Annotated in this window: 24 protein-coding genes and 1 pseudogene; 23 read left to right on the top strand and 2 right to left on the bottom strand. The window is 58.3% G+C overall.

Translation table 11 applies throughout. From position 1 onward, the window contains the following. Positions 1 to 142 precede the first annotated feature (142 nt). From J1D76_RS01435 to J1D76_RS01355, 17 genes are all read left to right on the top strand, one after another. Positions 143 to 799, top strand: a complete 657-nt coding sequence (locus J1D76_RS01435) for a cytochrome c3 family protein (protein ID WP_421136661.1) — start codon at positions 143 to 145, stop codon at positions 797 to 799. Next, positions 796 to 3,693: a TAT-variant-translocated molybdopterin oxidoreductase gene (locus J1D76_RS01430; RefSeq protein WP_421136660.1), complete on the top strand. Its 2,898-nt coding sequence runs from the start codon at positions 796 to 798 to the stop codon at positions 3,691 to 3,693. The genes J1D76_RS01435 and J1D76_RS01430 overlap by 4 nt, the downstream gene beginning before the upstream one ends. After that, complete coding sequence (gene nrfD / locus J1D76_RS01425; RefSeq protein ID WP_421136659.1) at positions 3,683 to 5,047, top strand: NrfD/PsrC family molybdoenzyme membrane anchor subunit; 1,365 nt, start codon at positions 3,683 to 3,685, stop codon at positions 5,045 to 5,047. Before J1D76_RS01430 ends, nrfD begins: the two co-directional genes overlap by 11 nt. Then, complete coding sequence (locus tag J1D76_RS01420) at positions 5,040 to 5,564, top strand: DUF3341 domain-containing protein (protein WP_421136658.1); 525 nt, start codon at positions 5,040 to 5,042, stop codon at positions 5,562 to 5,564. Before nrfD ends, J1D76_RS01420 begins: the two co-directional genes overlap by 8 nt. Continuing rightward, positions 5,561 to 6,094, top strand: a complete 534-nt coding sequence (locus J1D76_RS01415; RefSeq protein ID WP_421136657.1) for a c-type cytochrome — start codon at positions 5,561 to 5,563, stop codon at positions 6,092 to 6,094. Before J1D76_RS01420 ends, J1D76_RS01415 begins: the two co-directional genes overlap by 4 nt. After that, on the top strand, positions 6,091 to 7,089 hold the full coding sequence (locus J1D76_RS01410; protein ID WP_421136656.1) for a hypothetical protein: 999 nt from the start codon (positions 6,091 to 6,093) through the stop codon (positions 7,087 to 7,089). The genes J1D76_RS01415 and J1D76_RS01410 overlap by 4 nt, the downstream gene beginning before the upstream one ends. Then, a complete protein-coding gene (locus J1D76_RS01405; protein WP_421136655.1) occupies positions 7,079 to 7,465 on the top strand; it encodes a hypothetical protein in 387 nt (128 codons plus the stop codon). The genes J1D76_RS01410 and J1D76_RS01405 overlap by 11 nt, the downstream gene beginning before the upstream one ends. Beyond that, the gene (locus J1D76_RS01400; protein ID WP_421136654.1) at positions 7,455 to 8,255 is read left to right on the top strand and encodes an SCO family protein; all 801 of its coding nucleotides are present in this window, start codon (positions 7,455 to 7,457) and stop codon (positions 8,253 to 8,255) included. Before J1D76_RS01405 ends, J1D76_RS01400 begins: the two co-directional genes overlap by 11 nt. Next, positions 8,252 to 9,196 carry a cytochrome c oxidase subunit II gene (gene coxB / locus J1D76_RS01395; RefSeq protein WP_421136653.1) on the top strand — a complete coding sequence of 315 codons (945 nt, stop codon included), beginning with the start codon at positions 8,252 to 8,254 and terminating at the stop codon, positions 9,194 to 9,196. The genes J1D76_RS01400 and coxB overlap by 4 nt, the downstream gene beginning before the upstream one ends. Further along, complete coding sequence (locus tag J1D76_RS01390; RefSeq protein ID WP_421136652.1) at positions 9,193 to 10,791, top strand: cytochrome c oxidase subunit I; 1,599 nt, start codon at positions 9,193 to 9,195, stop codon at positions 10,789 to 10,791. The genes coxB and J1D76_RS01390 overlap by 4 nt, the downstream gene beginning before the upstream one ends. Further along, positions 10,778 to 11,419, top strand: coding sequence for a cytochrome c oxidase subunit 3 (locus J1D76_RS01385; protein ID WP_421136651.1), 642 nt, complete (start codon positions 10,778 to 10,780; stop codon positions 11,417 to 11,419). Before J1D76_RS01390 ends, J1D76_RS01385 begins: the two co-directional genes overlap by 14 nt. A gap of 1 nt (position 11,420) precedes the next feature. After that, on the top strand, positions 11,421 to 11,675 hold the full coding sequence (locus J1D76_RS01380; RefSeq protein ID WP_421136650.1) for a hypothetical protein: 255 nt from the start codon (positions 11,421 to 11,423) through the stop codon (positions 11,673 to 11,675). Positions 11,676 to 12,037: 362 nt separating this feature from the next. Continuing rightward, positions 12,038 to 12,331 (top strand): hypothetical protein, encoded by a 294-nt coding sequence (locus J1D76_RS01375; protein ID WP_421136649.1) that lies wholly within the window; start codon positions 12,038 to 12,040, stop codon positions 12,329 to 12,331. After that, positions 12,318 to 12,812: a CinA family protein gene (locus tag J1D76_RS01370; protein WP_421136648.1), complete on the top strand. Its 495-nt coding sequence runs from the start codon at positions 12,318 to 12,320 to the stop codon at positions 12,810 to 12,812. Before J1D76_RS01375 ends, J1D76_RS01370 begins: the two co-directional genes overlap by 14 nt. A gap of 11 nt (positions 12,813 to 12,823) precedes the next feature. Further along, positions 12,824 to 13,342: a hypothetical protein gene (locus J1D76_RS01365; RefSeq protein WP_421136647.1), complete on the top strand. Its 519-nt coding sequence runs from the start codon at positions 12,824 to 12,826 to the stop codon at positions 13,340 to 13,342. Between the two features lie 7 nt (positions 13,343 to 13,349). After that, complete coding sequence (locus J1D76_RS01360) at positions 13,350 to 13,802, top strand: DUF421 domain-containing protein (RefSeq protein ID WP_421136646.1); 453 nt, start codon at positions 13,350 to 13,352, stop codon at positions 13,800 to 13,802. Positions 13,803 to 13,934: 132 nt separating this feature from the next. Further along, positions 13,935 to 14,162, top strand: coding sequence for a PLD nuclease N-terminal domain-containing protein (locus tag J1D76_RS01355; protein WP_421136645.1), 228 nt, complete (start codon positions 13,935 to 13,937; stop codon positions 14,160 to 14,162). 131 nt (positions 14,163 to 14,293) lie between these two features. Here the strand turns inward: J1D76_RS01355 and J1D76_RS01350 are convergent, their stop codons facing one another. Next, on the bottom strand, positions 14,294 to 16,867 hold the full coding sequence (locus J1D76_RS01350; protein ID WP_421136644.1) for a bifunctional diguanylate cyclase/phosphodiesterase: 2,574 nt from the start codon (positions 16,865 to 16,867) through the stop codon (positions 14,294 to 14,296). A gap of 182 nt (positions 16,868 to 17,049) precedes the next feature. Between J1D76_RS01350 and J1D76_RS01345 the strand changes: the two genes are divergently transcribed. The 6 genes and pseudogenes from J1D76_RS01345 to J1D76_RS01320 all read left to right on the top strand — a co-directional run bounded on the left by J1D76_RS01345 (position 17,050) and on the right by J1D76_RS01320 (position 22,735). Next, complete coding sequence (locus J1D76_RS01345; RefSeq protein WP_421136643.1) at positions 17,050 to 18,423, top strand: iron-containing redox enzyme family protein; 1,374 nt, start codon at positions 17,050 to 17,052, stop codon at positions 18,421 to 18,423. Positions 18,424 to 18,437: 14 nt separating this feature from the next. Beyond that, entirely contained in the window at positions 18,438 to 19,382 is a 945-nt protein-coding gene (locus J1D76_RS01340; protein WP_421136642.1) for a methyltransferase, read from the top strand. A gap of 23 nt (positions 19,383 to 19,405) precedes the next feature. Further along, a complete protein-coding gene (locus J1D76_RS01335; RefSeq protein ID WP_421136799.1) occupies positions 19,406 to 20,539 on the top strand; it encodes a carboxylate-amine ligase in 1,134 nt (377 codons plus the stop codon). Positions 20,540 to 20,875: 336 nt separating this feature from the next. Beyond that, positions 20,876 to 21,760, top strand: a complete 885-nt coding sequence (locus J1D76_RS01330; RefSeq protein WP_421136641.1) for a manganese catalase family protein — start codon at positions 20,876 to 20,878, stop codon at positions 21,758 to 21,760. A gap of 187 nt (positions 21,761 to 21,947) precedes the next feature. After that, positions 21,948 to 22,155: pseudogene (locus J1D76_RS01325) on the top strand (ferritin-like domain-containing protein); the annotation flags it as partial. Positions 22,156 to 22,513: 358 nt separating this feature from the next. Continuing rightward, complete coding sequence (locus J1D76_RS01320) at positions 22,514 to 22,735, top strand: hypothetical protein (RefSeq protein ID WP_421136640.1); 222 nt, start codon at positions 22,514 to 22,516, stop codon at positions 22,733 to 22,735. A gap of 47 nt (positions 22,736 to 22,782) precedes the next feature. Here the strand turns inward: J1D76_RS01320 and J1D76_RS01315 are convergent, their stop codons facing one another. Next, on the bottom strand, positions 22,783 to 26,931 hold the full coding sequence (locus J1D76_RS01315; RefSeq protein WP_421136639.1) for a CheR family methyltransferase: 4,149 nt from the start codon (positions 26,929 to 26,931) through the stop codon (positions 22,783 to 22,785). Positions 26,932 to 26,986: the final 55 nt, after the last annotated feature.

Here is a 26,986-nt window from a genome sequence, read left to right as displayed (position 1 = left end):
CATCAAGAAGAGGAGATGGGCTCGGTACTGCCTCGAAGTAAAAAGGGGAGCGCACTTGTCTGCGTGATGACGCCAAAAAAATTAGAACTCCTGGGTGCAGACGGAGCCATAGCCTTATGAACCCGAATTCTGGAATCCGGCGATGGCGCAGATCTTCAGCCGCTCGGCCGATACCTGGCTGCGCCTGGGGCTACTGATACTGTTTGTCGGCCTCGCGGGAGGATTGCTCGTGGTGTTGGCCCTGGACCGCTCCGATTATCGAACCGGCCGTAACTGGGTGGTTGAACAGCCACTGCCGTTCAGCCATGCGCACCATGCCGGCGAGCTGAAGATCGATTGCCGCTACTGCCACAGCTCGGTGGAGTCCTCTGCGATGGCCAGTCTGCCGCCCACCGAAACCTGCATGACCTGCCACTCGCAAATCTGGAAGAACGCCGACGTGCTCGAGCCGTTGCGCAAAAGCCTGCGCGAGCAACAGCCGTTGCATTGGCAGCGCGTGGTCGAGCTGCCGGATTACGTGTACTTCCACCACGGCGTGCACGTGAACGCCGGCGTCGGCTGCAGCGAATGCCACGGCGCGGTGGACCGCATGCAACTGCTGTTCAAGGCCGAACCGCTGAACATGGGACAATGCCTGGCTTGTCATCGCGATCCGGCACCGCAGCTTCGTCCGGTCGGGCAAGTCACCGCGCAGCAATGGCACACCGACGAGGATCGGCGGGTACTCGGTGAACGCCTGATGAAAGAACGGCACATCGATGCGCAAGGCTTGACCGACTGCGGGACCTGCCATCGATGAGCGCCTCCATCATGGACTTTGCCGCCCTGCGCGAGCACCTCACCGGGCTCAAGGGTGCTGCGTATTGGCGCGGGCTCGAAGCATTGGCCGCAAAGCCCGAGGCGCAGGCGTTGATCGAAGCGGAATTCCCCGGCGCCGCACCCCTGATGGATCGTCGGCGGTTTCTGCAATTGATGGCGGCGTCCCTGGCCCTGGCCGGTCTCGCGGCCTGTGGCAAAACCCCTGAACACGCCGTGCCAGCGGTCCGCCAGGCGCCGCAATTGACCCCCGGCGTTGCGAGCTGGTACGCAACCGCCATTCCCTTTTGCGGCGTTGCCCAACCCGTGCTTGGCAAGACACTGGCGGGGAGGCCGATCAAACTCGAAGGCAATCCGCAACACCCGATGTCCGGTGGGACGTGCGATGCCTTCACCCAGGCAGCCATCCTGCAGCTGTACGACCCGGACCGCTCCCAAGCCCCGCGTTTCAAGGGCCGGGAAACCAGTTGGGACGAGGTGCGCGGTGCGCTGGCCCGGCAACGACTGACGCTGGACGCTGCGCAGGGCAAAGGCCTGCACATCCTCTGCGGCGCCAGCAGTTCGCCCACCCTGGCGCGCCAATTGGAGGCGCTGCGTCAGCGCTGGCCCGAGGCGCGCTTTTATCACGCCGAGCCCTTCGCCGAAACCGAAGCCTTGCGCACCAGCGAGCGGGTGTTCGGCCAGCCTTTGCAGGCCCGGCGCTATCTGCAAAACGCCGAGGTGCTGGTTTGCCTGGAAGATGACCCGCTGGGCAGTGGCCCGCGGCAGACGCCGTTGCAACAGGGTTGGGCCGAACGTCGGCGGCAAGCAGCGCAAGGGCAGGGTGCGGCGTTGTCGTTCGTCGCCGAGAGCATCCCGACCCTGACCGGCGCCGCCGCGACGCGTCGACTGGCGATAGCACCGTCACGCCTGCCTGACCTGGCATTAGCGCTGAGCCGAGCCCTGGGCGCCCAAGTTGCCGACCAGCCGCGCCTGAGTGCGCGGCAGCTCGATTGGGTCGAGGCCGCCGCCGCAGCGCTTAAGGCCCATCCCGGCCGCGGCTTGGTCTGCGTTGGCACACAAGCGGCGATGGATGTGCAGGCCCAGGTGATGCGGCTCAACCAACGGCTGGGTGCGCATGGCCAGACGCTGGACTGGCAGTCGCCGACATTGCTGGGCTACGAACACAGTCAATTCTGGGCGCCACTGGAACAGTTGGTTCAGCAGCTGGACGCGGCCAATGTCAGCCAGTTATTGCTGCTCGATTGCAATCCGTTGCAGACATCGGCGCCGGAGCTGGGCCTTGAGGGCCTGATGCAGAAGGTGCCGTTTTGTCTGCATGCCGGGCTTTATTACGATGAAAGCGCCTCGCACTGTCATTGGCATGTGCCACTCAACCATGCACTGGAGGGCTGGAGTGACGCACGAGCGGCGGATGGTAGCGCGTGCATTCTTCAGCCGTTGATCGAGCCGATGTACTCGACCCGCACCAGCCATCAGTTCATCGAGTTGTTGCTAACGTCCGCCGACAGCGATGCCTTGAGTGTTGTGCGAACCACCTGGGCCCACGTCGCGCAACACCAGTGGCTCCAGGCGTTGGCCGATGGCTGGATCGAATCTGCTGCCGCGGCGGTCGATGTTCCTGACGCGGCGCCGGTGGTGTTGAACATGCCTGACTCCGAGGGCCTTGAAGCCGTGGTGCGCCCGGACCCTTGCGTGTGGGACGGGCGTTTCGCCAATCTGGGCTGGCTGCAAGAACTGCCAAAACCTATTAGCACCTTGACCTGGAGCAACGTGGTCGGGTTGTCACCCCGGCTAGCGGAGCGGGTCGGTGTAGGCAATGGCGACGGCGTCGAAGTGGCGCTGCCGGGCCAATTACTGCGCGGCGCGGCGTGGATCGAACCGGGGCAGGCCGACCAGGTGATCGCTTTGTACACCGGTTATGGCCGCAGTAATGCCGGGCGGGTCGGCAACGGTCTGGGCTATGCGGTGCGACCGATTCAGGCCTCGTCGGTGAATGCTTCGGTGCGTTCCAGCGGCGATCGCCATGCCCTCGCTTTCACGCAGGCGCATCACGTATTGCCGAACGATGAGACACCGCCGATACGCGTGGTGCCACGCGCGCAACCGCAAATACCGGCGCAACAGATCCCCGTGTCGCTCTACACCGCAGCCGCCGACAGTGGCCCGCAATGGGGCATGGTCATCGACCTCGACCTGTGCACGGGATGCAACGCCTGCGTCACCGCGTGTCAGGCGGAAAACAATATCGCGGTGGTCGGCGCCGAACAGGTCGCCAAGGGGCGCAGCATGCACTGGCTGCGCATCGACCATTATTACCATGGCTCGCTGGATGCGCCGCGCTCGCGTTTTCAACCCTTGCCGTGCATGCATTGCGAACAGGCGCCTTGTGAAACCGGCTGCCCGGTGAATGCCACGGTGCACAGCCGTGATGGCCTGAACCAGATGGTCTACAACCGCTGCATCGGCACGCGCACCTGTGCGTCGTATTGCCCGTACAAGGTGCGTCGCTTCAATTGGCTGGACTGGAGCGCCAACGCCGCCCCGTCGATTCAGGCGCAACGCAATCCCGAAGTGACCGTGCGCTCTCGGGGCGTCATGGAGAAGTGCACTTATTGCACGCAACGCATCAGCGCGGCGCGGATCGACAGTAAGCAACGCGGCGTCGAATTCGACACCCGCGCGGTGGTTACCGCGTGCCAGCAGACCTGCCCGAGTCAGGCCATCCGTTTTGGTGATATCGCCGATGCCGCCAGCGCGGTCAGCAGCGGTCGCCGTGATCCACGGCATTACCGCCTGCTCGAGGCCCTTGGGACGCGCCCGCGCACCAGCTATCTGGCGCGGATAGAAGATGGCGAGAGTGACGATGAAAGCTGAACCGCTGCTGCACGACACCGGCCACTTTCTGCCCCGGGATTTGAGTGATCAGCAAGTGTCGCGGCAGGTGTTCGGCCCCTTGCAACAATTTACGCGGCGGCGAACCTGGCGCTGGCTGTTCGGCCTCGGCCTCGGTCTGTTGCTGATGTACCTGGCCTCCGCCACCGTGTTGCTGGCCAACGGCGTCGGCATGTGGGGCAACAATCAGCCGGTGCACTGGGGCTTCGGCATTCTCAATTACATCTGGTGGCTAGGGATCGGCCATGCCGGCACCTTCATCTCGGCACTGCTGTGGCTGATTGAGCGACCTTGGCGGCACAGCCTCAATCGCCTCGCGGAACTGATGACGCTGATGGCGGTGATCTGTGCTGCGCTGTACCCCATCCTGCACCTGGGGCGACCATGGCTGTTCTACTGGACCATGCCGTACCCAAATGAAATGGGCCTGTGGCCGCAGTTCAAGAGCCCGACCGCCTGGGACATGTTCGCGATCTTGTCCTACCTGAGCGTATCGGTGCTGTTTCTGCTGGTGGGCGCGATTCCGGATTTTGCCACGGCGCGGGACCGTGCCACCGGCGTGATCGCGCAGAGGTTGTATGGCCTGATGGCGCTGGGCTGGCGCGGTTCGCAGCGGCACTGGGCGTTGTGGCGACAGACCACCCGTGTACTGGCAATGCTGGCGATCCCGTTAGTGTTTGCGGTGTCCAGCGGCTATTCCTTCCTGCTGACCATGGGCCCGCAAAGCGGCTGGCATTCGACGCTGTTCCCGCCGTACTTCGTGGCCGGTGCGGTGTTCTCCGGGTTTGCCTTGGTGGCGTTACTCGCCATTGGCGTGCGCTGGCTGTTGCGCATCGAAGCGTTGATCACCCGGCGTCATCTGGACATGCTCGGTCGCCTGCTGCTGGCCACCGGTTTGATGACGGCCTACGGCTATCTGGCGGACCTGTTCATGCCGTTCTACGGCGGCGACGCTCATGAGATCGAGGTCTTGATGACGCGCCTGGCGGGGCCCCACGCCTGGAGTTTCTGGCTGGCCATCTTCTGCAACGTCGGCGTGCTTCAGGCATTGTGGTGGCGGTCGGTGCGCCAACGGCCGGGGACGTTGGCGGCGGTGGCGCTGGCGGTGCTGGTGGGCATGTGGGCCGAGCGATTCATGTTGTTGATCGCCCCGCAGACCCGGGATTTCCTGGTCTCGGCGTGGGGCGGCTACACCCCGACGCTGTGTGACTGGACGTTGTTCATCGGCAGCTTCGGCGTGTTCCTGGTGCCCTACAGCGTGTTCCTGCGGTACGTGCCGATGGTCTCGGCGTTCGAGGTCAAGCAAGCGCTGCACAAGGAGCGTGGCGATGCCTGAATCCCTGGGCTTGCTGGCAGAGTTCGATGCGCCGCAACCATTGGTTGAGGCCAGCCTGCATGCCTGGGCGATGGGTTATCGGCAGCTCGATGCGTTCGCGCCGTTTCCACTGGAGGCGCTGCTGCCGCTATTTGAACCCAGGGCGTCCAGGGTGCCGGGCAGCGCTTGCTTCGGGGCGTTGCTGGGCATCGCGCTCGCGCTGCTGATGCAAATCGGCTCGGTCTTGAACTACCCGCTAAACGTCGGCGGACGGCCGTTGATTGCCGTGCCGTCGCTGATGGTGGTGACGTTTCTGTTCGCCGTTGTCGGGGCGGCGGTGGCCGCTGTCCTGACGCTGCTGATCGCCAGTCGTTTACCGCGTTTGCATCACCCTCTGTTCGGCGCTCAGGCGTTTGAGCGGGCCAGCGACGATGGGTTCTTTCTGTTTATCGAGGCCGCCGATCCGCTGTTCGATGGTCAGGTCACCCGCGCCTGGCTGGCCGAACGTGCGATCAGCGTACACGAGGTGCAGCCATGAAGGCCTGGCCTTGGGCGTTGCTCATCGCCGTGTTGTGCAGCGGCTGCGATGATATGTCGCGCCAGGCCAAGGTGCAGGAACAACGCCCCGGCGCCTTGTTCGCCAATGGCTTGAGCAGTCGCCAGCCGCCCTCGGGTACCGTCGCTCGCGGTCAGCTTGCGCGTGAAGCGAAAGGGCTGCAGCGTCCGCCAATAACTGATGCCTTGCTCACCCAGGGTGAGGCGGGCTACCAGACATTCTGCACGCCATGCCATGGCCTGAGTGGTCGGGGGAATGGCCTGGTGGTCGGCCGCGGCTTTCCGCCACCACCGCCCCTCGGCGAAGCGCGTTTGCTGGGCGCGACCGACGCTGAGCTGATGGAAGTGATCGCACACGGCAAAGGCCTGATGTACGGTTACGAATCGCGCATCGAACCGGACGAGCGCTGGGCCATTGTCGCCCATGTGCGTGTGCTGCAGCTGAGCCAGCAGGCGCCGCTGGATCGTTTGCCTGAGTCAGTGCGGCAGGCGTTCGAGGAGGGCGACCGATGAGGCGCCAATCCGCTGTTTTCGTCATGGGTGTCATCGGCATCGTATTGCTCGGGATCTGGCAGCCAGCCTGGGTCGGCGCGGGGGCGTTGGCCGCCGCGATCAACGGCAGCAACATTGTGTTGGGCTGTCTGTTCTTGGCCCTGCTCACGCCATTGGTCAGTGGCCGCTGGCAAGTGCTGCTGGCGCCGGGCAGTCGCTTGGGGCGCAGCGCGGTGGCGTGGTTAGTGCCCATGTTGCTGCCGACGTTGCTCGCGATGGCGTGGGTGTATCCATGGTTCGCGGTCGAGGGTTCCGGGTTTCGTGGAGTGTGGTTGTCGCCGTGGTTCTTTGTGCTGCGCAGCGTGCTGTACGCCGGGGTAGCCCTGGTCCTGCATCGCTGGGCGCCGCGGCACTGTGGTCCGGGGTTGATTCTTTACGCGCTGGTCGCCAGCCTGGCGGCGGTCGACTGGTTGATGTCGTTGCAGCCGGGGTTCGCTTCCAGCATCTTCGGTTTGCTTTTGATCGCCCGGCAACTGCTCGAGGGCCTGGCGTTCGCTGGTCTCTGCGTGTTGTGCTGGAATCTCGTGCCGCTGCCGGTGGCACAGTGTCATACATTGCGAGGGTTGCTGGTCAGCGCGCTGGCGCTCTGGGTGTACGTGCATTTCATGCAGTACCTGATCATTTGGTCGGTGAACCTTGAGCACGAGACCTACTGGTATCGCATGCGCGAAGCGGGGGCGTGGGGTGGGGTCAGCGCGGTGCTGGTGGCGGGGCAACTGGCTTGTTTGCTGGCGCTGGCTTCGCCCTGGGGTGGTCGGCCTCGGGTGCTGGTCTGGGGTTGTGTGGCTATCCTGTTGCTGGGGACGCTGGAGTCGATCTGGCTCAGCCTGCCGTCGATATTCCCGGATGCTTCTCTCGGCGTCGGTGCCGTGGCGCTGTTCTGTCAGGGCGTTTACGGCCTCGGTCTGTGGACCTGGTGGCATTGGCAGTGGCAAAGGAGGCGCCATGAAACCTGAACAACCGCGCGGTCATGAACCGAATCGGGTCGACAGTCGCAAAGTCGGTGGGTTCGTGGCGTTGCTGCTGGCCGCCATTGCGTTGTGCCTGACCGGCGTGGCCTGGCTGCTCAACGGTTATCAGCAGCACGCGACGTCGCTGCAGCCACCCTTGAGTACTCTCGAACGGGAACGCCTGCTACCGCCGGCTCCACGCCTGCAATCCCAACCACGTCAGGACGGTGAACGGCAACTTGCTGCCGAGCGCATTCGTCTCGACAGCTACGGTTGGGTCGACCGCGACCACCGCATCGTCCACCTGCCGCTGGAACAGGCGCGGGCCATCCTGCTGGAGCGGGGATGGCCAACTCCCGAGGCCGCACCCCATGAACCTTGAACGGGGCGCGCTGGTGCTGGCGTTGCTGTGGCTGATGACGCTGCAGCACAGCGTCGCGCAGGCGTTTGACCCGTTCAGCGCCGCCGGCATCGACCCGGCCCGGGTCGGTGAGCCTCTGGCGCGGGACGCACGGTTTACTGACCAGCACGATCATCCGGTTCGTCTGGGCGACCTGTTGAAGGGCCAGCCCACGCTCCTGGTGCCGTTGTACTACCGCTGCCCGAATGTCTGTGGCGCGGCGCTTTCAACGCTGTTCAGCCAACTGGCCAATCAGCCTTACCGGATCGGCCGCGACTTTCAGGTGATCGCCTTCAGTTTCGATCCGCGGGAAGACGCGACGGCCGCCCGGGAGGAGCTGGCCAAACTCAGCCAGCACTGGCCGGCGCTGACAAACGAACCGGGCCTGCATTTGCTCAGCGGCGATGCGGCGGCCAGTCAGGCCTTGGCTGGTTCGATCGGGTTTGGCTACCGCTATGACGAACACCAGCAGCAATACGCCCACAGTTCCGCCGTCGCCGTGGTGACCGGCGACGGGCGTCTCTCGCGCTGGCTCTATGGCCTCGGCTATCAGGCCGATGACCTGCGCCTGGCGTTGACCGAAGCTGGGCAGGGCAAGTTGGGCGCGCTCAAGGAGCAGCTTCTGCTGCTGTGTTATCACTACGATCCGCAGAGCGGCACCTACAACAGTCGGATCATCCTGTTGCTGCAAGTGGCCGGCGTCGCGACCGTGCTGGCGCTGGGCCTGTTCATCCTGCTGGCGCTGCGCCGCGAACGCCGGAGGCTGTCATGAACGAGCGCTTCCTGCATTTGTGGCCCGAGCAGGCGTCGGATTACGCAGTGTCGGTCGATTGGCTGGTGATCGGTTTCACCGGGATGATGGCGTTGTTCGTGGTGCCGGTGTTCGTGGCGCTGTGGATTTTCATCTGGCGTTATCGGCGCGGGAAAAAGGCAGATCGCGATCATCGGCCGCAGAGCAACCTGCCGATCGAACTGGCGTGGATTATTCTGCCGTTCATAGGCTCGTTGGTGATCTTCCTGTTCTCGGCGCGGCTGTTCTTTTTCGCCCGTACGCCACCAGCCGATGCCCTGGAAGTGCAAGTCACTGCGCGCCAATGGATGTGGAAATTCCAGCACCAGGGCGGGCAGCGCGAGATCAACACCTTGCACGTCCCGGCGCGGCGCCCGGTGAAGTTGACGATGATTTCCGAGGACGTGATCCACAGCCTGTTTTTCCCCAGCCTGCGCATCAAGCAGGACGTGCTGCCGGGGCGCTACAGCATGCTCTGGTTCCAGGCCGAACACAGCGGCATTTATCAGGTGTACTGCGCCGAATACTGCGGCACCGACCATGCCGCGATGCTTGCCCGGCTGGTGGTGCTCGACCCTGGCGACTACGAGCAATGGCTGCAGGACACTGGCAGCGCCGCCGACCTGATCAGCCAGGGCCAGGACTTGTACCGCCAGTACGGCTGCGGCAGCTGCCATGATTCCGCGAGCGCGCCGCCCCTGGCTGGCATATTCAACCGCTCGGTTCGCCTGACCGATGGCAGCCAGGTCGTGGCCGACGACGCCTACCTGCGCGACAGCATCATGCTGCCGCAAAAACAGGTGGTGGCCGGTTACCTGCCGATCATGCCGACCTACAGCAATCTGCTGGACGAAGAAGCCGTGCAACGCCTGGTGGCTTATTTGCGTTCATTGCCTGCCACCGCCTCCGGGGATCCGAAATGAGCTCACCCAGCTATTTGCATCGGCAAGGCCTGCTGTCGTGGTTCCTGACCCGTGACCACAAGCGCATTGCCGTGCTGTACATGATCACCGTGACCTTCTTTTTCTTTGTTGGCGGGCTGGCGGCGAGCCTTATCCGCATCGAACTGGTGACGCCCAACGGCGACGTGCTGACCGCCGATGGGTACAACCGCGCGTTCACCTTGCACGGAGTGATCATGGTCTGGTTTTTCCTGATCCCGTCGATTCCCAGTGTGTTCGGCAACTTCCTGGTGCCGATCATGATCGGCGCCCGGGACATGGCGTTCCCGCGCCTGAACCTGTTCAGCTGGTACCTGCTGCTGGGGGGCGGCTTGTTCACCTTGCTAGCGTTGCTGCTGGGCGGGGTTGATACCGGCTGGACCTTCTACACACCGCTGTCGACGATGTTCAGCAACGGCCACGTGGTGGCGGTAATCTGCGGTGTGTTCATCGCCGGATTCTCCTCGATCTTCACCGGCATCAACATCATCGTCACCGTGCACACGTTGCGCGCACCTGGCATGACCTGGATGCGTCTGCCGCTGTTTGTCTGGACGATGTATGCGACCTCGATCATTCTGGTGCTGGCGACCCCGGTGCTGGCGATCACCTTGCTGCTGGTGGCCGCCGAGCACCTGTTCAACATCGGCGTATTCGACCCGCGGTTGGGCGGCGATCCGCTGCTGTTCCAGCATCTGTTCTGGTTCTACAGCCACCCGGCGGTGTACATCATGATCCTGCCGGCGATGGGGGTTGTCAGCGAGCTGATTACGGCGTCCGGGCACAAGCGCATCTTCGGTTATCGCTTTGTCGTCTGGTCCAGCATAGCGATTGCGGTGATCGGCTTCCTGGTCTGGGGCCATCACATGTTTGTCGCCGGGCAGTCGATGTACGCCAGCCTGGTGTTTTCGCTGTTGAGCTTTCTGGTGTCGATTCCCTCGGCGATCAAGGCCTACAACTGGAGCGCGACGCTGTACAAGAGCGACCTGGTGCTGCACGCACCGTTCCTGTTTGCCCTGACCTTTATCGGGCTGTTCATCATCGGCGGGGTGACCGGGTTGTTCCTGGCGCTCCTGGCGGCCGATTTGCACGCCCATGACACGTATTTCGTCGTCGCGCATTTCCACTACATCATGGTCGGCGCGGCGGTGGCCGGGTATTTCGGCGCACTGCATTTCTGGTGGCCGAAAATCACCGGGCGCCTGTATTCGCAGCTGTGGGGGAAAATCACCGCGGTGCTGATTTTCTGCGGGTTCAACCTGACGTTCTTTCCGCAGTTTCTGCTTGGCTACCTGGGCATGCCCCGGCGTTACCAAAGTTATGACCCGGACCTGCAATTTCTCAATGTGCTGTCTTCGGCCGGGGCGTCGATTCTGGCGCTGGCGTACGCCTTGCCATTTTTCTACTTGCTCGGCTCCCTGCGGTGGGGCGAGAGGGCGCCGATGAATCCGTGGGAGGCGGCCGGGCTGGAATGGCGCGTGCCGTCGCCGCCGCCGGTGCATAATTTCGAAGCACCGGTGACCGTGGACTTCGAAGCCTACGATTACTCCCCGGAGGCGCGCCGTGATCCGCTCTGAGCAAAAGCCATCCGAACCGTTCGCAGCCTGGGCGCAACAGCGTGAGGCGGCGTGGCTGGGCATGTGGCTGTTCCTCGCCGGTGAAGTGATGATGTTCGGCAGTCTTATCATGGTGGCATGGTTCTACCGGATGCAGCACCCCGACGGCGTCGCCGAAGCCGTGGCGGGTTTGCACTTCGGCCTGGCGACGCTCAACACCTTCATTCTGTTGACCAGCAGCTTGTTGATGACCCTGGCGCTGACCGACAGCGAGCAGGCGAGTGAACAGCGTCTGCGTCGCTGCCTGATGGGAGCAACGTTGTTGGCTGCGCTGTTCCTGGCCTGCAAAGGCCTCGAATACACACTGGAATACCGCGAAGGGTTGCTACCCGGTTTCGCGGCGGATTCACCGCTGCACTTGCCCTCGGCGCGCTTGTTCATGAACCTGTATTTCATTGCCACGGCGCTGCACGGCGTGCACGTCCTGATCGCCGTGGGGTTGGGGCTTTGGCTTTACCTGGGATTCACACGGGGTCGGCTGCAAGGACATCAGGCCAGCACGCGTCTGGAAATGGTCACCCTGTACTGGCACCTGGTGGACGGGATCTGGGTTTTGCTGTTCCCGACGCTTTACCTGGTGGGGCGCTGACATGAGTCTGGTGAATGCGTTGAAAGTCTATGCTGGCCTGCTGTTGTTGCTGGCCGTGGAAGTGCTGGTCACGTTGTTCTGGCCGCGGCACGACAGCGTGGTCATGCTCGCCGCCGCTGGCCAGTTTCTGTTGCTGCTGGTGTTTTACCAGGGCCTTTATCGTCACCGGGGGTGGGTGCGGTTGTTTGGCTGGCTGTACCTGCTCTGGCTGCTGGTGATGATGGTGTTCATCCTCGGCGAGTCAGCGACCCGCTAAGTCCGGGGTTATCGTTGGTCGATCCTCATGAACCGGTTTCCAAAAACCGTTAATCGACTGAAACAAGCACGAGAATGCTCAGCTATCTGCTCATAGGCGCCAACGCATCCTTGGTGGCCCGTATAAGCTCGTCGATTTTTAAATGCAAACTGTCGTTGTCACGGTGTTGTATGGAGCGTGTAGCCAGACTACAACCGTGACAGAGGGGCGCGCGGACTTTGGCGGTAGAAATTTTGATCTGTGCCACTCCGATGGCCAGGGTCGGTTGATGCTAAAACTTAAAAATTCCGCTTCGTCAGATGTTGTGAACCTATTCTGTGGCCGAATGCTCCACCAAGAAATATCCGGGTTGGGCGAATGAGATGAATGCCTTCAAAAATCTACTGACACCGGCTCAAGAGGCGAGACTGCAGGCCTTTGATGCCTGGCATCGCGCGCTGGAAAATAAGCAGCTGCGTATGGACTGCCCTGATGCTTACCATGACGAACTCGTTCGTCGAACCGACGAGATGGATCGATTGGGAATCGTCACTTGGAATGAATGGCGAGATTTGAGGCTGCTCGCTGATCAAGCCTATCTGCGCGCTGTCGCGGGAGAGGATTATCAGGCTGGCACACAAACAGCACTTTCGAGAATTGATCATGGCCATCGCTGAGGACACAGTCGCTTACCTACGTAGACACTCCTTGATACTGACCACGGCTGAGTCGTGCACCGCCGGTAAAATCGTTACGCTGTTGTCGGAAGTCGAAGGTAGCGGCCAGTTCATTGAATGCGGTTACGTCGTGTATTCCCCACAAGCCAAACAACGTCTCTTGCATGTCCGCGCTTACACCATCGAAACATTCAATCTGACCAGCTTGGAAGTTGCCAGGGAGATGGCCTTAGGCGCTTTACAAGACAGTACGGCCAATGTCGCGGTGGCAACGACGGGCATTCTGGGGCCTGAAGACGTTGATGGCATCCCCGCGGGCACCATCTGTTTCGCCTGGGCGTTTCAATCGAAAGACGTCAAAAGTGTGTTTACTCATGAGCACCGTTTTTTTGGTACCCGCTGCCAAGTGCAAACGGAGGCAACAGAGTATGCCCTACAACGGCTACCCCATTTCCATGAACAGGCATCGCTCGGCGTGTGAGGTATAAAACGATGAAGGATGATGCCGAACACCCGGATTTACAGAGTCGGGATTATCCTATTCACGAAAACATGTCCTATCAGATGAAGATTTGGCGTTTTGAGCGGTTCGGTTGGTACGTGCTGGTCTTGTTGATGTTTTTTGGATTGATTGGTCTGTTCTCGCGGGGGCTACTCAGTTCTCGCGATGTACGCAGCGCGGATGGTCATATCAGGGTGGAATACGAAATGTTCCACCGCAATGGTTCGACGAATTCGATGAAAGTCAGTATTAGCGCAAAGCCGGAAACCCAAATCGAGCTGGATCTGTCGGGGGAAATGCTGGAGGGCTTTAGCATTGAATCGCTGCAACCTGAGCCGTTGCGCAGCAGAAGTTTGTCCAATGGCATGCGCTTATGGGTGCAAGCCGACAATCAGGGGCAGGCCAACTTGTATCTCACGCTGCGCGGCGACGGCTTAGGTTTTTTTCGAAGTCACGTCACTACGCCCGGGAGCCCTGGTGTGACACTTAGTCAGTTCATTTTCCCATAGGTGACCCATGGATTCGGTATTGCGTGCGGCAGCGATGTATGTGGCGCTCATGGTGCTGTTCAAGATTGCTGGCCGACGCTCGTTGGCCGAGCTGACCACCTTTGATTTTGTATTGCTGATGATTATTGGCGAGGCCACTCAGCAAGCGTTGCTGGGTGATGATTTTTCACTGACGAATTCAATGCTCGTTATCGTCACTCTGATTGCTATCGATGTCGGATTTTCATTGCTCAAACAACGTTCGAGCCGGGTCTCACGTTTGATCGATGGCGAACCCACGATCATTGTTGAGAACGGCAAGCTGTTGCATCAACGATTACGTCACGCGCGACTGGTGGAAGCCGACATTATGGAGGCTGCACGTTCCAGCCAGGGCATTGAGAAGCTGGAAGAAATCAAGTTCGCAATCATTGAGCGCAACGGCAAGATTTCAATCATTTCTCAGACAACTGATCGCTAGCTGATCAACAGATGGAATTCAACTCTTTGTGCGACGTGGATTGCACTACCAGCTCCACGTGCAAGACGTTTTGCTTGGAACACCAGCAATTCCCTGAGGCCTAATGATCACCAGTCTCAGGAGGGTTGAGTCATGTCGCAAGCTACCAGCTATTTTGCCATTGCAATCGCCGTCATTATCCTGCTCGTTGACCTATGGGCCATGATCAGTGTGTTCCGCAGCGACAAATCGGTAGGTGTCAAAGCCGCCTGGGCCGTTGGCCTGATTGTCTTTCCAGTTATCGGTTTGATCGTCTGGGGTGTTGCTGGACCTCGCGGCATCAAAGAGGGTCCGACCTCGCCTGAACACAGCAAAGGTTAATTTCCATATGTTTTACATCAGGATCTAACGTTTTGAGGTCTCAATTATGCAATCCGCCGAACTGCGGCGAGGTTCGACCTTCGCCCCGATCAGGACCGAACTCGGATGAGCGCTCTGCCCAGCGTGATTCTTCAAGCATAAAGCATCTGTAACACTGTTTTTTTATCGACCGGACGACTCATCAGGTAACCCTGCACCTCCTGACATTGGTCTTCGTCGAGAATATTCAATTGCTCCTCGGTCTCGACACCTTCAGCGGTCACCGTCAGGCCTAATGCCTTGCCCAAGCCGATGATCGCCTGCACAACCGCCCGATCATTATCGCCACTGGTCATTGAAGCGATGAACCGTTTGTCGATCTTGATGCCGTCAAACGGATACGCTCGCAGGTAACCCAACGATGAATAGCCAGTGCCGAAGTCGTCCATATTCAAGCGCACGCCCAGTTCTTTAAGGGCGTTCATGCTTTTCAGGGCGCCTTCGGTGTCGTTGAGCATCACGTTTTCCGTGATCTCCAGTTCGAGGCGACTGGCAGGGAACCGGGTGCTGATCAGAATCTCACGAACATCCTCGACGACCTCGCTGCGAGTAAATTGCGCGGGGGACAGGTTGACCGAGACCATCACATCATCGGGCCAGGTCAGGGCTGTCTCGCAAGCTTCGCGAAGCACCCATCGACCCAACGGTACGATGAGATCGGTTTGCTCGGCCAGAGGAATAAATAAGTCGGGGCTTAGTAGATCACGGGTCGGATGCTGCCACCTGACCAGTGCTTCCACAGAGACGATTTCCTTGCCGTTGACCTTATAACGTGGCTGGTAATGTAATAAGAGCTCATGGTTTTCAATTGCTCGGCGCAGATCATCCTCTAATTGGCGACGACTCCGAATTTGCTCGCTCATGTGCGGTTCGAAATAACACCAAGTGTTTTTGCCGCTCGATTTTGCCTGATACAAAGCGATGTCGGCGCACCGGATCAGCTCCTCGGGTACAAAACCTTGACGACGGCTAAGGGCAATGCCGACGCTTGCACCCACATGCAAAGCTTTGCCTTCATACGGGATTGGTTGATGCAAATTGCCGATCAGGCGAGTGCAGAATTTGTCGATTTCGTGGTGGCTGTCCATACCGCTGAGCACCACGACAAATTCGTCACCGCCAAGCCTGGCGACCAGATCGTGATCACGGGTGCACTCGCGCAAGCGTTGCGCCACCTCTTTTAGAACCGCGTCGCCGACAGGGTGGCCGAGGGTATCGTTGATGGGTTTGAAGTTATCCAGGTCAATCATCAGGATTGACAGTGCCGAGGCGCGCTCCTTGAGCAACAAAGCCTCATCGAGAAAACGCGTCAGTTTGTTTCTATTGGGTAAACCGGTCAGCGCATCGTGGAGCGACAGATGCTGAATCTGCGCGTGGGCAGCGACCTCGTCAGTGATGTCGGTGGCGGTGCCCCGATAACCCATCACACTACCTTTTTCCATGGCCGGTCGGGCAGAAACCCGGCAATAGCGGGTCTGGCCTGAATGGTCGCGATAGGTACACCGCAAATCACTGGCAGAGGCGTTTTCGGCCATTTTGGTGAACCACAAAGACAACGGTGTAGTGTCGCAAGACAGCAGTTTTTCAAAATCCTGGCCTAACCATTGTCGAGCGGAAAAACCCGTCACAGCGCCAAAACGATCCGACAGATACGTTATAGAAAGGCTCTTGTCGATTTCCCAGATCCAATCCGATGCCGCTTCGGCCACTGCCCTGAATCGCTCTTCACTGGCCTCGAGCGCTTGGTTAGCCTCTTCCAATGCCTGGTTAGACGTTTGCATGGCAGCGAAACTGCGATCGACAAATTGGGAAGAGCGCAGTGCATGGCGAAAAAAATAGGCCGTCACCAAAAGAAGCACAAACATGGTGCCAAGCAGTGTCGGCAACAACGACCACATCAGGTGAAAACCCGGACGATTCAAGTCGGCAACAAGACTGTAGCCGGTGCTGTCCAGTGGCACCCGTGGCTGCGTGTCTTTTATCGTGCCATCGAGTAAGAGGGTGAGGTTATTCAGACCATAGGCATTACCCAGTTCGCGAAGTTTGCGCGGGGTCAGCTTGTCGATAAAGACCAGCACGGACACTGTTTTGGGATTTTGGACGGGTTGATCTTCCGGCAGGATCGCTGAAGCGGTTATTAATGCAGGCCAGTCTTCGAACAGGGTGTAGGAGCTGATAGGTTGGCTCATGTCAGCCTGATTCTGCACTTGATCCACCAGTGAAAATGCCGAGGCCTGTGCGAAAGCCGAGATGTCTTGCTGCATAGGCTGGCCGCGTATCAGTGCGTATTTGGTGCGCTCGTGGTCGAGCACGAAAACGCCGTCAAAGCCGTCTTTGGTGAACAAGGTTTTGCCCACGTTTTGCTCAGTGTAGGCCCAGTTGACGTCGACCTCGCCGCTAAGATGTTCGTAAGCCGTCGTCCAGTTGGCGTAGCTGGTGATGTAGCGCTTCGCCGATGCAATTCGGTTTTCCAGCGCGCGGGCTGAATAAAATTCAGTTCGGCGCTCGTCCTGGGTATCCAGGTTGTTCGCTATGGTCAGCAACGCCCCGATAGCCACTGCAACTCCGGTGAAAAAAAGCAGACCTATACCGAATGCCAAGCGCAGGGTAGAAGCACCCTGACGGGAAGGGAGTGTGGAGATGGTCGATTCTAAGTGAAGGGCCATTGTCTCTTCCTTGATCCGATTCTTGAGGTTTTGAAAGCCGCAGAGGGATGATGTTCAGACTTTTTCTACAGATTTCATTCAAGCGCTTTGCCACATAACTTAAAAATGGAATTTCCGCTAAGGCACAGACTCTTCTGATCATGACGCCATCGATGCGGCTTAATTCAATAGGGAGAGACGTCATGACACTCATTCAATCCCCAGTCGGAATCTCTGTGCCGCACAGGTTTGGACAAAACGAATCGAATCGGTATGTTTACGAAGAGCTATTGAAGGAGTCAACCGAGGCAACTTCGCTCGCGTGCCATTACATCGAGCGGCAATTGCGCGAAGCTGCGCAATTACCTCCCGATTTGCCTGACGATCCACGGCAGCTAATGGAATGGTCGCAAACTCGCTGCGCCGCTGTAGCGCGTGAGTACGACAGTTACCTCCAATCGCGCAAGGAAGGAGCCCCGCGACGCTATTTCACTAATAGATCCCACGCAATGTACTTTCTACAGCATGTAGCACCGACCAAAAACGTGGATGGCGCGTGGCTATCTGGCTTGCTGACGCATTGGCAGGATTGCCGCTTCGATGGCCTTCTGGACACTTACCTGGAAGAACTGGGCGAAGGCATTGCAAGACGCAATCACGTGGTGATTTACCGTACGTTGCTGAGCGAGCATGACTGCATAGACCTGCAAAACCTTGACGACGAAGATTACCTGCAAGGTGCGTTGCAGCTGGCGTTAGGTCACTGCGGTGATACTTACCTGCCGGAGGCGATTGGTTACAACCTTGGCTATGAGCAATTGCCGCTGCACTTGTTGATTACAGCCTATGAACTGCGCGAGCTCGGCATTGATCCGCAGTATTTCCGGTTGCATGTGACGATCGACAATGTGAGTACCGGCCATGGTCGCAAGGCTGTGCAGGCATTACTGCAATTGATGCCGCCTGGAGAAGGACGCAAGGAATTCTATCGACGCGTGGCACAAGGTTATCGCCTCAATGACCTGGGATCAGGATCGACTGCCGTGATCCAGCGTTTTGATTTAAACCAGGAAGTTCTTTCCATGCTGGAGCGTAAACGCCGGTTCGGACAACACATGCATTCCGACTTTTGCCGGATCGAAGGTCGCACCGTTAATCAATGGCTGGCTGAACCGGGAAAGATGGATGCCTTTCTAGACGCAATGGAGCGAAAGGGTTGGATCCTTCGTGGCCAACCACCTCAAAACAGCCGATTTTGGCATCTGATCGAGGGCAGTGGCGCAGTGATGTTCGGTGTGTTCAGCGGCTACGAGAAACAACTGTTGCGTGACTGGATTGCCGATGGTTGGAAAGACCCGGACGGTCAACCTTTCCGTGTCCGTACGTTGCACATGGATATGCAACAACCTGAGGTGGAGGATGCGGAAATCGAAACGTTGAGAAGCAGCCTTGAATATTTATCACCCGTCGACCAGATCGGCGCGTTGATCCCTTGGTTGTCTGCGTCGCGTCACTGGCGTCCCGCCGGCCTCTTTGCAACACGTCTTTTTATGCAGCTGCGCTCAAGTTTGCGATAACCCTTGGAGGCGACATGACAGGGCAACAAAAGGCCGACCGGGCTTTGCTGAAACTGGGCGCGAGTTTGCTTGGGAGCAACTATCGCTTTATCACCCCTACGCCTTTGACCCACGAACGTTTTCTAGAGCGCTATCGTGCACCTCTCGCCAGGGATCTACGGGATGTCTTCGGATGGTCGATGCCGTTCACCAGCGAACTGTTTTCGCACACGGCGCTCGATGCCTTGGAGCAGGCGGGCATCATCGAAAAAAACGGCGATTTATGGCGCAGCGTTGTTCGCTGGTCGAGCCTGAACGAGCTGCTTTTTGTGCACTCGGCGTATCCCACGTTGCAAAACGATTCGGTTTTTTTCGGACCTGATACTTACCGGTTCGCTCAAGCAATCAGAACGCTGCTTCAGCAACGCTTTGAACCCATCAAGCGTGCCGTAGACATTGGGTGCGGAGCCGGTGTCGGGGCGGTAATCATCGCGCAGGCTCGGCATGAAGCCGACGTTCTGGCGGTGGATATCAACCCGCGAGCGGTGCGTTTGACAGCGGTCAATGCGGAGCTGGCCGGCACCTTGAATGTGACGGCGTACCACAGTGATTTGTTAAACAGTGTCGAAGGTCAATTTGATCTGATTGTTGCCAATCCGCCCTACATGAATGATCACCAGCAACGCGCCTATCGCCATGGCGGTGGCGCGTTGGGCGAAGCCTTGTCGGTGCGGATTGTCCGTGAATCGCTGCCGCGACTGGAGGAGGGTGGGACGCTGTTGTTATACACGGGCGTAGCGATGGTCGCGGCAGGGGATCCGTTTCTCGCGGCTTTGAAACCTTTGTTGTCCGGCGACCACTTCAGCTGGACTTATCATGAAACCGACCCGGATGTATTTGGCGAGGAACTGCTCAAGCCTGGGTACGAAAGCGTGGAACGCATCGCAGTTGTCGTACTCACCGTCACCCGTGTGCCCTGATGGTAGCTGCTGCTATGGGCCCGTTGCTGCGTTTCGGCATTGAAGAAGAATATTTTCTAACGGATCTGGACAGCCGGCAGATGCTGGCTGAGCCGCCCATTGGGATCGTGCGTACATGCCGCACTATCGTTGGTGAACGTTTTGCCTTTGAAATGTTCCAGGGGCAGATAGAGGTGGCGTCACCAGTCTTTTTAACGAGCACTGAAGCGTTTGGATATCTGGCCGAAGTTCGCGGGCGATTGAACGAGGCACTGGCCGATCACGGAGTAGGGCTATTGTGCGCGGGCAGCCATCCCTTGGCTCGTTGGCGGGATCAGCAATCAACACCGTTGCCGCACTTTCAGCAGTTGTTTAATGAGTTCCAGTCGGTTGCCCGCCGCAGCGTGCTCAGCGGATTGCATGTCCATGTCGAGATCCCCCCTGGCGTCGACCGCATTGCGGTAATGAATGAAGTTTCCCCTTGGCTGCCGATGCTGCTGTTGCTGAGTTGTTCGTCCCCGTTTTGGGAAGGCGAAGACAGCGGCTTTCAAAGCTATCGGCAGGTGATTTGCGATGCCTGGCCGCGCATGGGCACACCTGAGTATTTCCAGGATGAAATGGATTACCAGGACTACCTGGCATTGTTGCAACGCATTGGCGCGATTGAAAAGGGTGGCAATGGCTGGTGGGGTATTCGCCCCGCATCGCGCTACCCGACGTTAGAGTTGCGGATGACCGATGCCTGTCCGCGCTTGCACGATACGGTGTTGCTGGCCACGTTGTTCCGGGTGATCGTCACCCATGCGGTCAACGTGTCTCAACCTGGCGCCGTTTTTGATGTAACCCAGCAGCGACTGTTGAAAGAGAACTGCTGGCAGGCCAAGCGATATGGCGCACGGGGGAGGTTTGTTCTGGATGCCCGTGGCGATGTGATGAATGCCAAACAGTGGCTGAATCTGGCACGCTCGACTTTCGAGTCGACGGCACAAGAAATCAACGAATCGCAGCTGTTCGATCAGCTTTTGGTGTTACTGGAAGATGGCAACAGTGCTTCGCGCCAATTGGCTTGTCATGCTCAAGCGAGCAGTTCAACCGAGAACTCGCAGAACGCGTTGGAGCGTGTTGTCGACTTGTTACTGGACGAGACTCGCGCTTCCGCCAAAGACGGCGGCTGTTGAATTCATCATTCTTGGAATTTGGTTTGAGCCCATGCCACCGACGCGCCTTCGGCTCTGAAACACTATGATTCATAAAGAAAATGGTTGAAATGCCGTCCCATTCTTTCTGCCGAATTTCCTTTAATGGCGTGTATTCCGAATGGTTAGCGTGCAAAAAAAGAACAAATCCGACGAAGCGAAAACCGTCCCGCTTCCGCTTGGTCTTTCGACCTATAACCACTTATCGCCACCTATGGGAGATTTTTGAAATTTCTAACGGGCTGTTGCTTCACAAGAAGGTAGGCGCGCGATTCTAAAAAAACGCCGCCAACATTCATAAGCCTGAGGAGATTTGTCATGTTTTTACATAACAAGCGACTTCAATACACCGTACGCGTTGCCCAGCCCAATCCTGGGTTGGCCAACCTGTTACTCGAACAATTCGGAGGAGCTCAAGGAGAGCTGGCAGCCGCTTCGCGTTACTTCACTCAAGCTCTGGCGGAAGATGATCCTGGCCGTAAAGATCTATTGATGGACATCGCAACCGAAGAGCTCAGTCACCTGGAGATTGTCGGCTCGATCATCGTCATGTTGAACAAGGGTGCCAAAGGCCAAATGGCCGAAGGCGTCGAAGCAGAAGGAGAGCTCTATCGCGCCATCAACGGAGCCGGCAACGACTCTCACATCACCAGTCTGCTGTATGGTGCCGGCGCCCCTCTGACTAACTCGGCAGGCATTCCGTGGTCGGCAGCGTATGTCGATACCATTGGCGAGCCCACCGCTGATATGCGCTCCAATATTGCTGCCGAGGCCCGGGCAAAAATCGTTTATGAGCGCTTGATGAATGTCACCGACGATCCAGGCGTGAAAGAGGCGCTGGGTTTCTTGATGACGCGGGAGATTGCCCACCAGGTGTCTTTCGAAAAAGCATTGCATGCCATCCAGCCAAACTTTCCGCAGGGCAAGCTACCGGGTATGCCCGAATTCACTAACGTGTACTTCAACATGTCTCAAGGGGAAGGCAGCACGCGTGGCCCCTGGAACCAGGGAGACGATTGGGAATTCGTGGATGATCCCACGCCAGCAGTCGATGGCGGTGATGGCATGGCCAGCGTGGAATTAAGTGCTGAAGACGATGCGCTTCTGATGGATATGAAGTCCAGGACAATGTCCGATCCGGACAGTAATCCGGTCACCGGTGCCGACCTCGGCGCCGGTGCGCAAACCAAATCTGACACGTGAGGCTATTCACCGCGTACCGCTGCGGGACGCGGTGTTCCTTTACTTCGCTTATCGAGGTGAACGTGATGATCAACTTTTCCAGAACCGAGCGATTCGATGTGGGCTCGCCAAATCTGTTTCTTGCGACGGCTTTGTCTTTTGAACGTGAGGCCACACGTGTCTCGAGAAAGTTACGCATTAAGCTCAGGATGCAGGCCTGATTGGCGCGGCACAGAAGGTCGAGCACTACGAGATCGCCAGCTACGGCACGCTGATCGCAATGGCTGCACCTCAAACTAGACGACGCCGTGGGGCTTTTATCCGCGACACTGGCTGAAGAAAAGGGGGCAGACGAAAAGTTGACGAAGATCGCTGAGCAAGGCGGCAATCAAGCGGCGACGATGGAATCCAAATAAGACTTTGGCGATCGAACAAAGGAGACATCCAATAAGGATGTTGGCGTATCGCAGTGATCTTGGAGTTTTCAACCACCGTGCAAAAAAAGCCCGCACATCGATGCGGGCAATGAGGAGTTACACAATCAGCCTGGCATGGCCAGCACAGGCATAACTTTAAGAATGCTATTTATCGACAGTGGTTCACTTCATTTATTTGCTTTCTGAAGATGCCGACGGACGGCTCTGATCTCAGAAGTGTTTGCTCCCCAATCACACACCTTTCACGGTTCAACGGCTGCACCCGTACATGCTCAAATTTCAGGAACACAGGCGTCGTCATGACCCTCTACTGAATACCAATAACGGAGTCATGGCCATGTACGAAGATCGAAAAGGGCAAGCATTAGCAACCTGGTACAAACTTCTGGAACGGCCAGAAATCCGAATGACCGCACAAGAGCAATATGAGGAGCTGCTGCGCCTCGCTGAGGAATATCTGAAACAAGAATTCATTGATCGAAACGAAAGAAAACGCTTGGTGACCGAAGCCACTCAGCGCTATGCCCAGGCGGTCGAAGGCGTTGGAGAAGGCACCTGAAGTGTAGGGGAGCAATAAGCGGCAAGGCCAAGGCGCTTTTTAAGTAGTTAATAGGGTCGAGATTTACAGGCCTCATCAATGATATCGATGAAGTCATCATGGGCAACCGGCTTGCTCACGTGGTAATTGAACCCCGATTGCCTGGTTTTTTTCTGATCGCTGCTGGTGGCATAACCTGTGAGCGCAATGGCCGGCGTGTATTTGTGATGGACAATCTGGCGAATGGCCTGGATGAGTGCGTGGCCATCCATGACGGGCATGCCAATGTCGGAAATGATCACATCATAGTTGCCTTCTTTCGCAGCTTTGAGGGCCAGTAGCGGGTCGCTGAAAGCTTCCACGTGGGCGCCTTCCATTTCCAGCAGCATTTGCAACACTTCCATCACGTCGCGGGAGTCATCCACCAGCAGTATCTTCTGGCCAAACAATCGTCCTGATTCACCGGAGGTCTGCGCTTGATCTGCCGCCTGCTGATGGGGATGGCACAGCGGAAGCCGAATGGTAAAAGTGCAGCCCCGACCAGTCCCTTCGGAGCGCACATCCGCCGAGCCACCGTGGGCTTCCACCAGTTGCCGCACCAGTGACAGGCCAATGCCCAGGCCTTCGCGCTGGTGGATGGCGTGCTGGTTTTCTGCTTGGGTAAACAGGTCGAACACCTTGTGCAGGTTGTGCTGTTCAAGGCCAATGCCGCTGTCGATAACGTCCAGTTGCGCCATGTCTTCGACACGTCGGGCAATCAGTTCGACGCGGCCGTCCTTTGGGGTGAACTTCAGGGCATTGTTCACCAGATTCCAGATGATCTGTTCCAGGCGCGTACTGTCAGCATCGACCACCAGCGGTGGCTCCGGCGGCTGCGGTACCTGGAGGATGATTTCGCAAGGGTGTTGATCGTTGACCACCACCGTGTGGATGTCCTGCAGAATCCGTCCCAGATCCACCGCCTGTTTTTTTAATTTGAGTTTGCCGGTGCGCACACGGGCAACGTCCAGCAAATCGTCGATGATCCGCGCCTGACTCGATACCGCGTCGCAAATGGTATTGACCGCTTTCATCGCCGGGCTGACGCTTCTGGTCATCGGCAAACGGCGCAGCAATTCGGCGTTGAGTTGAATGAGGTTGAGCGGGTGCTTGAGCTCATGGGACATCACCGCGAAAAACTCGTCTTTGAGATGACTGCTGGTTTGGGTTTCGGCCAGCCGTTGAGTTTGTTCGTCGTGCAGGCGCTTGTGGCCGGTGAGGTCGCGGGCGATCTTCACATAACCTTTGAGGCTCTCGCCTTCAAGTCGGATGACTTCACCGCTGCAGTAGAAACGGCTGCCGTCCTTGCGCAGGTGCCAGCGTTCATCTTCGCCCCGACCATGCTCCCGAGCCGTACGCAGTTCAATTTCCGGTGCACCTGAGCTGCGTTCTTCCGGTGTGAAGATCAGATCGTAATAGGCGCCGAGTACTTCCTCCTTGGCGTAACCAAAAATCAACTTGGCCCCGGTGTTCCAGTCGGTGATCGCGCCGTGATCATCGAGGATGATAATGGCGAAATCATGGGTGCTCTCGGCGACCAGGCGCATGCGCTCTTCACTGATGCTCAACTCCTCCTCGGCGGCACGGCGCTTGGAGATATCGATAAAGGTCAGCACCGTGCCGTCGATGTGGTCTTCACTGGAGCGGTAAGGCAATAGGCGGGCGATGTACCAGCGCTGGTCGCTGCTGCAGACCTCACGCTCGATCATGTTCAGCGACTCGAAGACCGTCGCCACATCTTCGACCATGTCCGGATAGTCCAGGCGATGGGTGATGTCCATCAGCGAGCGGCCGGTATCAACGGGCAGCATGCTGAAAATTTCGGTGGCGCGTGGGGTAAACCAGCGAATACGCAAATTACGATCAATGAATACGGTAGCGATGTCTGTGGAGGCAATCAGGTTGGTCAGGTAATCGTTGACCTTGTCGGTCTCTTCGACTTTGGCCTTCAGTTCGGCATTGACGGTCAGCAGCTCTTCATTGATCGATTGCAATTCTTCCTTGCTGGTTTCCAGTTCTTCGGTGGCTGAGCGCAGTTCTTCGTTGATGGCGTGCATTTCTTCATTGGAAGCCTTGAGCTCTTCGCTGGAGACTTCCGACTGTTCGACGGTCTCTTGCAATTGCAGCTTGGTGCGTTGCAGTTCGTGCTCAAGGTTGGCCAACATCTGGTTTTCGGTCTGGCTGACAATGCCATCAAGCTGCGCTTGAGGATCGACCTCGTGCTCCTCGAAGATCACCAGGTTGTATTCGCTGTCAGTCTCGTCATCCTTGTAAGGATGCACGTTCAGGTCGACCAGGTAACTGCGCTGCTCACGCTCGATGCGGACTTTGCGCGAGGTGACCGGTAGCCCGCTCTGCTGTACCTGGTATAGCGTGGTGCGAATGTCCAGACGCAGATCCGGGTGGGCCAGCGTCAACAGATTGCGTGAGATCTCACCGGCCACGTAGCGCAGAAAACGCCCGGCACCTTCACTCATGTGCAGGATATTGGCATTGGCATCGACGATGATGCTCGGCGGTGCCGCTTTCTCCAGCGCGCGCAAGTGAATGTCGGCAAACGACACCTTGCGAGCAACCGCTGGCTCCAAAGGCCGTGGGGCGGCCGTCGTACGTGCATAACCGCCGCGTGGCAGGGTGGGGGCACGTCGGGGACTGCTGGAGACGCTCTTGGCGCGGAAGATGCGGTTGCGTTTGTCCACCGGCGTAAACAGATCCAGGCAGCCATCGGCGGACTCCGAGGAACCGAGGAATAGGTAACCGCCGGGGCGCAAGGCAAAGTGGAACATCTGCATGATCTCGCGCTGCACCTCGCGGTCGAGGTAGATCAGCAGGTTACGGCAGACGATCAGGTCGAGTTGCGAGAAGGGCGGGTCGAGCAACAGGCTGTGCTTGGCGAACAGCACTTTCTCGCGAATTTCCTTGCGCACGCGGTAGTGATGGTTTTCCAGGGTGAAATATTGGCGCATGCGCGGCGGCGGAACGTCGGTAATGATTGCCTCGGGGTAGACGCCACTTCGACCAAAGGCAATCGCGCGGTCATCGATGTCGGTGGCAAACACCTGCAGCTTGGCCGGGCTGGCCTCCAAGGCCATTTGCTCGGTCAGCAGAATGGCCAGGCTATAGGCTTCTTCGCCGGTAGAGCAGCCCGCTGACCAGGTTCGGATTTCATCCCGATGCGGCAGGCTGTCCTGCAGGGCTTTAACCAGATCGGGGATGACATCGCGTTCCAATGCCTCGAAGGCCTCGCGGTCGCGAAAGAAATTGGTCACACCGATCAGCATGTCCCCCAGTAAGGCCTTGGTTTCTTCGGGGTGAGCTTGCAGATAATCGTAATAGGCGCCCAGATCCGGCTGTGCGGTCACCTGCAGGCGACGCTCGATGCGGCGCAGTACGGTGGCCCGCTTGTAGTGTTTGAAATCGTGACCGGTTCCATTGCGCAGCTGGATCAAGATGTCTTGCAGCTGCTGCTCGGCCAAGGCGGCATCGCGTTCGGAAGCAGGAGGGGTGGTCTTGATTTCCGGGTCGTTGGCGGTCGGCAATATGATGGACTTCGAGTTACGCCAGAGCTCCAGCAGTTTTTGCGGCATCTCCACCACGGGCAACACCAGATCAACCATCTGCGTATTGATGGCGGCACGGGGCATGCCATCGTATTCGGCATCTTCCGGTGTCTGCACCAGGGTGATGCCGCCTTGTTCCTTGATCCGTGAAAGCCCCACTGCGCCGTCAGAGCCCGTACCCGACAGTATCAGGCAGAAAGCACGTTCCTTGTGCACATCCGCCAGGTCTCGGAAGAACAGATCGATGGCCACATGCATGCCAGGCGGCCGATCCGATGGCATCACCGACAGATACCCGTCGTTCATCATCAGGTTGTGCGCCGGCGAGATGACATACACGGTGTTCTTTTCGATGGAGAGCGTCTCGGTCACCTGCCGCACTGGCATCTTGGTGACCTCCTGAATGATCCGATCGACTTGGCTTGGATAATCGGGCGACAAGTGAAAAATAATGACGAAGGCCATGCCGTTGTCATTGGGCATGTGCTCGAAAAATGATTCCACCGCCTGGAGGCCGCCAGCGGAAGCGCCAATGCCGACCACAGGAAAGGGCAGGGTGCTGGGTATCAGCTCCTTGCGCTGCGGGACGTTGGGGGAACGCTTCACGGAAGACTTCATGATCAAAGGCCTAATAAAATGGCGGTCAAATCGTTGTGCCGTCTCGCAATACTAC

Source organism: Pseudomonas sp. NFX15 (assembly GCF_049132105.1).
Taxonomy (GTDB): domain Bacteria; phylum Pseudomonadota; class Gammaproteobacteria; order Pseudomonadales; family Pseudomonadaceae; genus Aquipseudomonas.
This window is presented reverse-complemented; position numbering and strand designations above follow the sequence as displayed.

What these genes read in the sequence shown, in the direction of transcription:
- J1D76_RS01435 (WP_421136661.1), top strand. Translation starts at nt 143, where the DNA reads ATGGCGCAGATCTTCAGCCGCTCGGCCGATACCTGGCTGCGCCTGGGG.
- J1D76_RS01430 (WP_421136660.1), top strand. Translation starts at nt 796, where the DNA reads ATGAGCGCCTCCATCATGGACTTTGCCGCCCTGCGCGAGCACCTCACC.
- nrfD (WP_421136659.1), top strand. Translation starts at nt 3,683, where the DNA reads ATGAAAGCTGAACCGCTGCTGCACGACACCGGCCACTTTCTGCCCCGG.
- J1D76_RS01420 (WP_421136658.1), top strand. Translation starts at nt 5,040, where the DNA reads ATGCCTGAATCCCTGGGCTTGCTGGCAGAGTTCGATGCGCCGCAACCA.
- J1D76_RS01415 (WP_421136657.1), top strand. Translation starts at nt 5,561, where the DNA reads ATGAAGGCCTGGCCTTGGGCGTTGCTCATCGCCGTGTTGTGCAGCGGC.
- J1D76_RS01410 (WP_421136656.1), top strand. Translation starts at nt 6,091, where the DNA reads ATGAGGCGCCAATCCGCTGTTTTCGTCATGGGTGTCATCGGCATCGTA.
- J1D76_RS01405 (WP_421136655.1), top strand. Translation starts at nt 7,079, where the DNA reads ATGAAACCTGAACAACCGCGCGGTCATGAACCGAATCGGGTCGACAGT.
- J1D76_RS01400 (WP_421136654.1), top strand. Translation starts at nt 7,455, where the DNA reads ATGAACCTTGAACGGGGCGCGCTGGTGCTGGCGTTGCTGTGGCTGATG.
- coxB (WP_421136653.1), top strand. Translation starts at nt 8,252, where the DNA reads ATGAACGAGCGCTTCCTGCATTTGTGGCCCGAGCAGGCGTCGGATTAC.
- J1D76_RS01390 (WP_421136652.1), top strand. Translation starts at nt 9,193, where the DNA reads ATGAGCTCACCCAGCTATTTGCATCGGCAAGGCCTGCTGTCGTGGTTC.
- J1D76_RS01380 (WP_421136650.1), top strand. Translation starts at nt 11,421, where the DNA reads ATGAGTCTGGTGAATGCGTTGAAAGTCTATGCTGGCCTGCTGTTGTTG.
- J1D76_RS01375 (WP_421136649.1), top strand. Translation starts at nt 12,038, where the DNA reads ATGAATGCCTTCAAAAATCTACTGACACCGGCTCAAGAGGCGAGACTG.
- J1D76_RS01370 (WP_421136648.1), top strand. Translation starts at nt 12,318, where the DNA reads ATGGCCATCGCTGAGGACACAGTCGCTTACCTACGTAGACACTCCTTG.
- J1D76_RS01365 (WP_421136647.1), top strand. Translation starts at nt 12,824, where the DNA reads ATGAAGGATGATGCCGAACACCCGGATTTACAGAGTCGGGATTATCCT.
- J1D76_RS01360 (WP_421136646.1), top strand. Translation starts at nt 13,350, where the DNA reads ATGGATTCGGTATTGCGTGCGGCAGCGATGTATGTGGCGCTCATGGTG.
- J1D76_RS01355 (WP_421136645.1), top strand. Translation starts at nt 13,935, where the DNA reads ATGTCGCAAGCTACCAGCTATTTTGCCATTGCAATCGCCGTCATTATC.
- J1D76_RS01350 (WP_421136644.1), bottom strand. Translation starts at nt 16,867, where the DNA reads ATGGCCCTTCACTTAGAATCGACCATCTCCACACTCCCTTCCCGTCAG.
- J1D76_RS01345 (WP_421136643.1), top strand. Translation starts at nt 17,050, where the DNA reads ATGACACTCATTCAATCCCCAGTCGGAATCTCTGTGCCGCACAGGTTT.
- J1D76_RS01340 (WP_421136642.1), top strand. Translation starts at nt 18,438, where the DNA reads ATGACAGGGCAACAAAAGGCCGACCGGGCTTTGCTGAAACTGGGCGCG.
- J1D76_RS01330 (WP_421136641.1), top strand. Translation starts at nt 20,876, where the DNA reads ATGTTTTTACATAACAAGCGACTTCAATACACCGTACGCGTTGCCCAG.
- J1D76_RS01320 (WP_421136640.1), top strand. Translation starts at nt 22,514, where the DNA reads ATGTACGAAGATCGAAAAGGGCAAGCATTAGCAACCTGGTACAAACTT.
- J1D76_RS01315 (WP_421136639.1), bottom strand. Translation starts at nt 26,931, where the DNA reads ATGAAGTCTTCCGTGAAGCGTTCCCCCAACGTCCCGCAGCGCAAGGAG.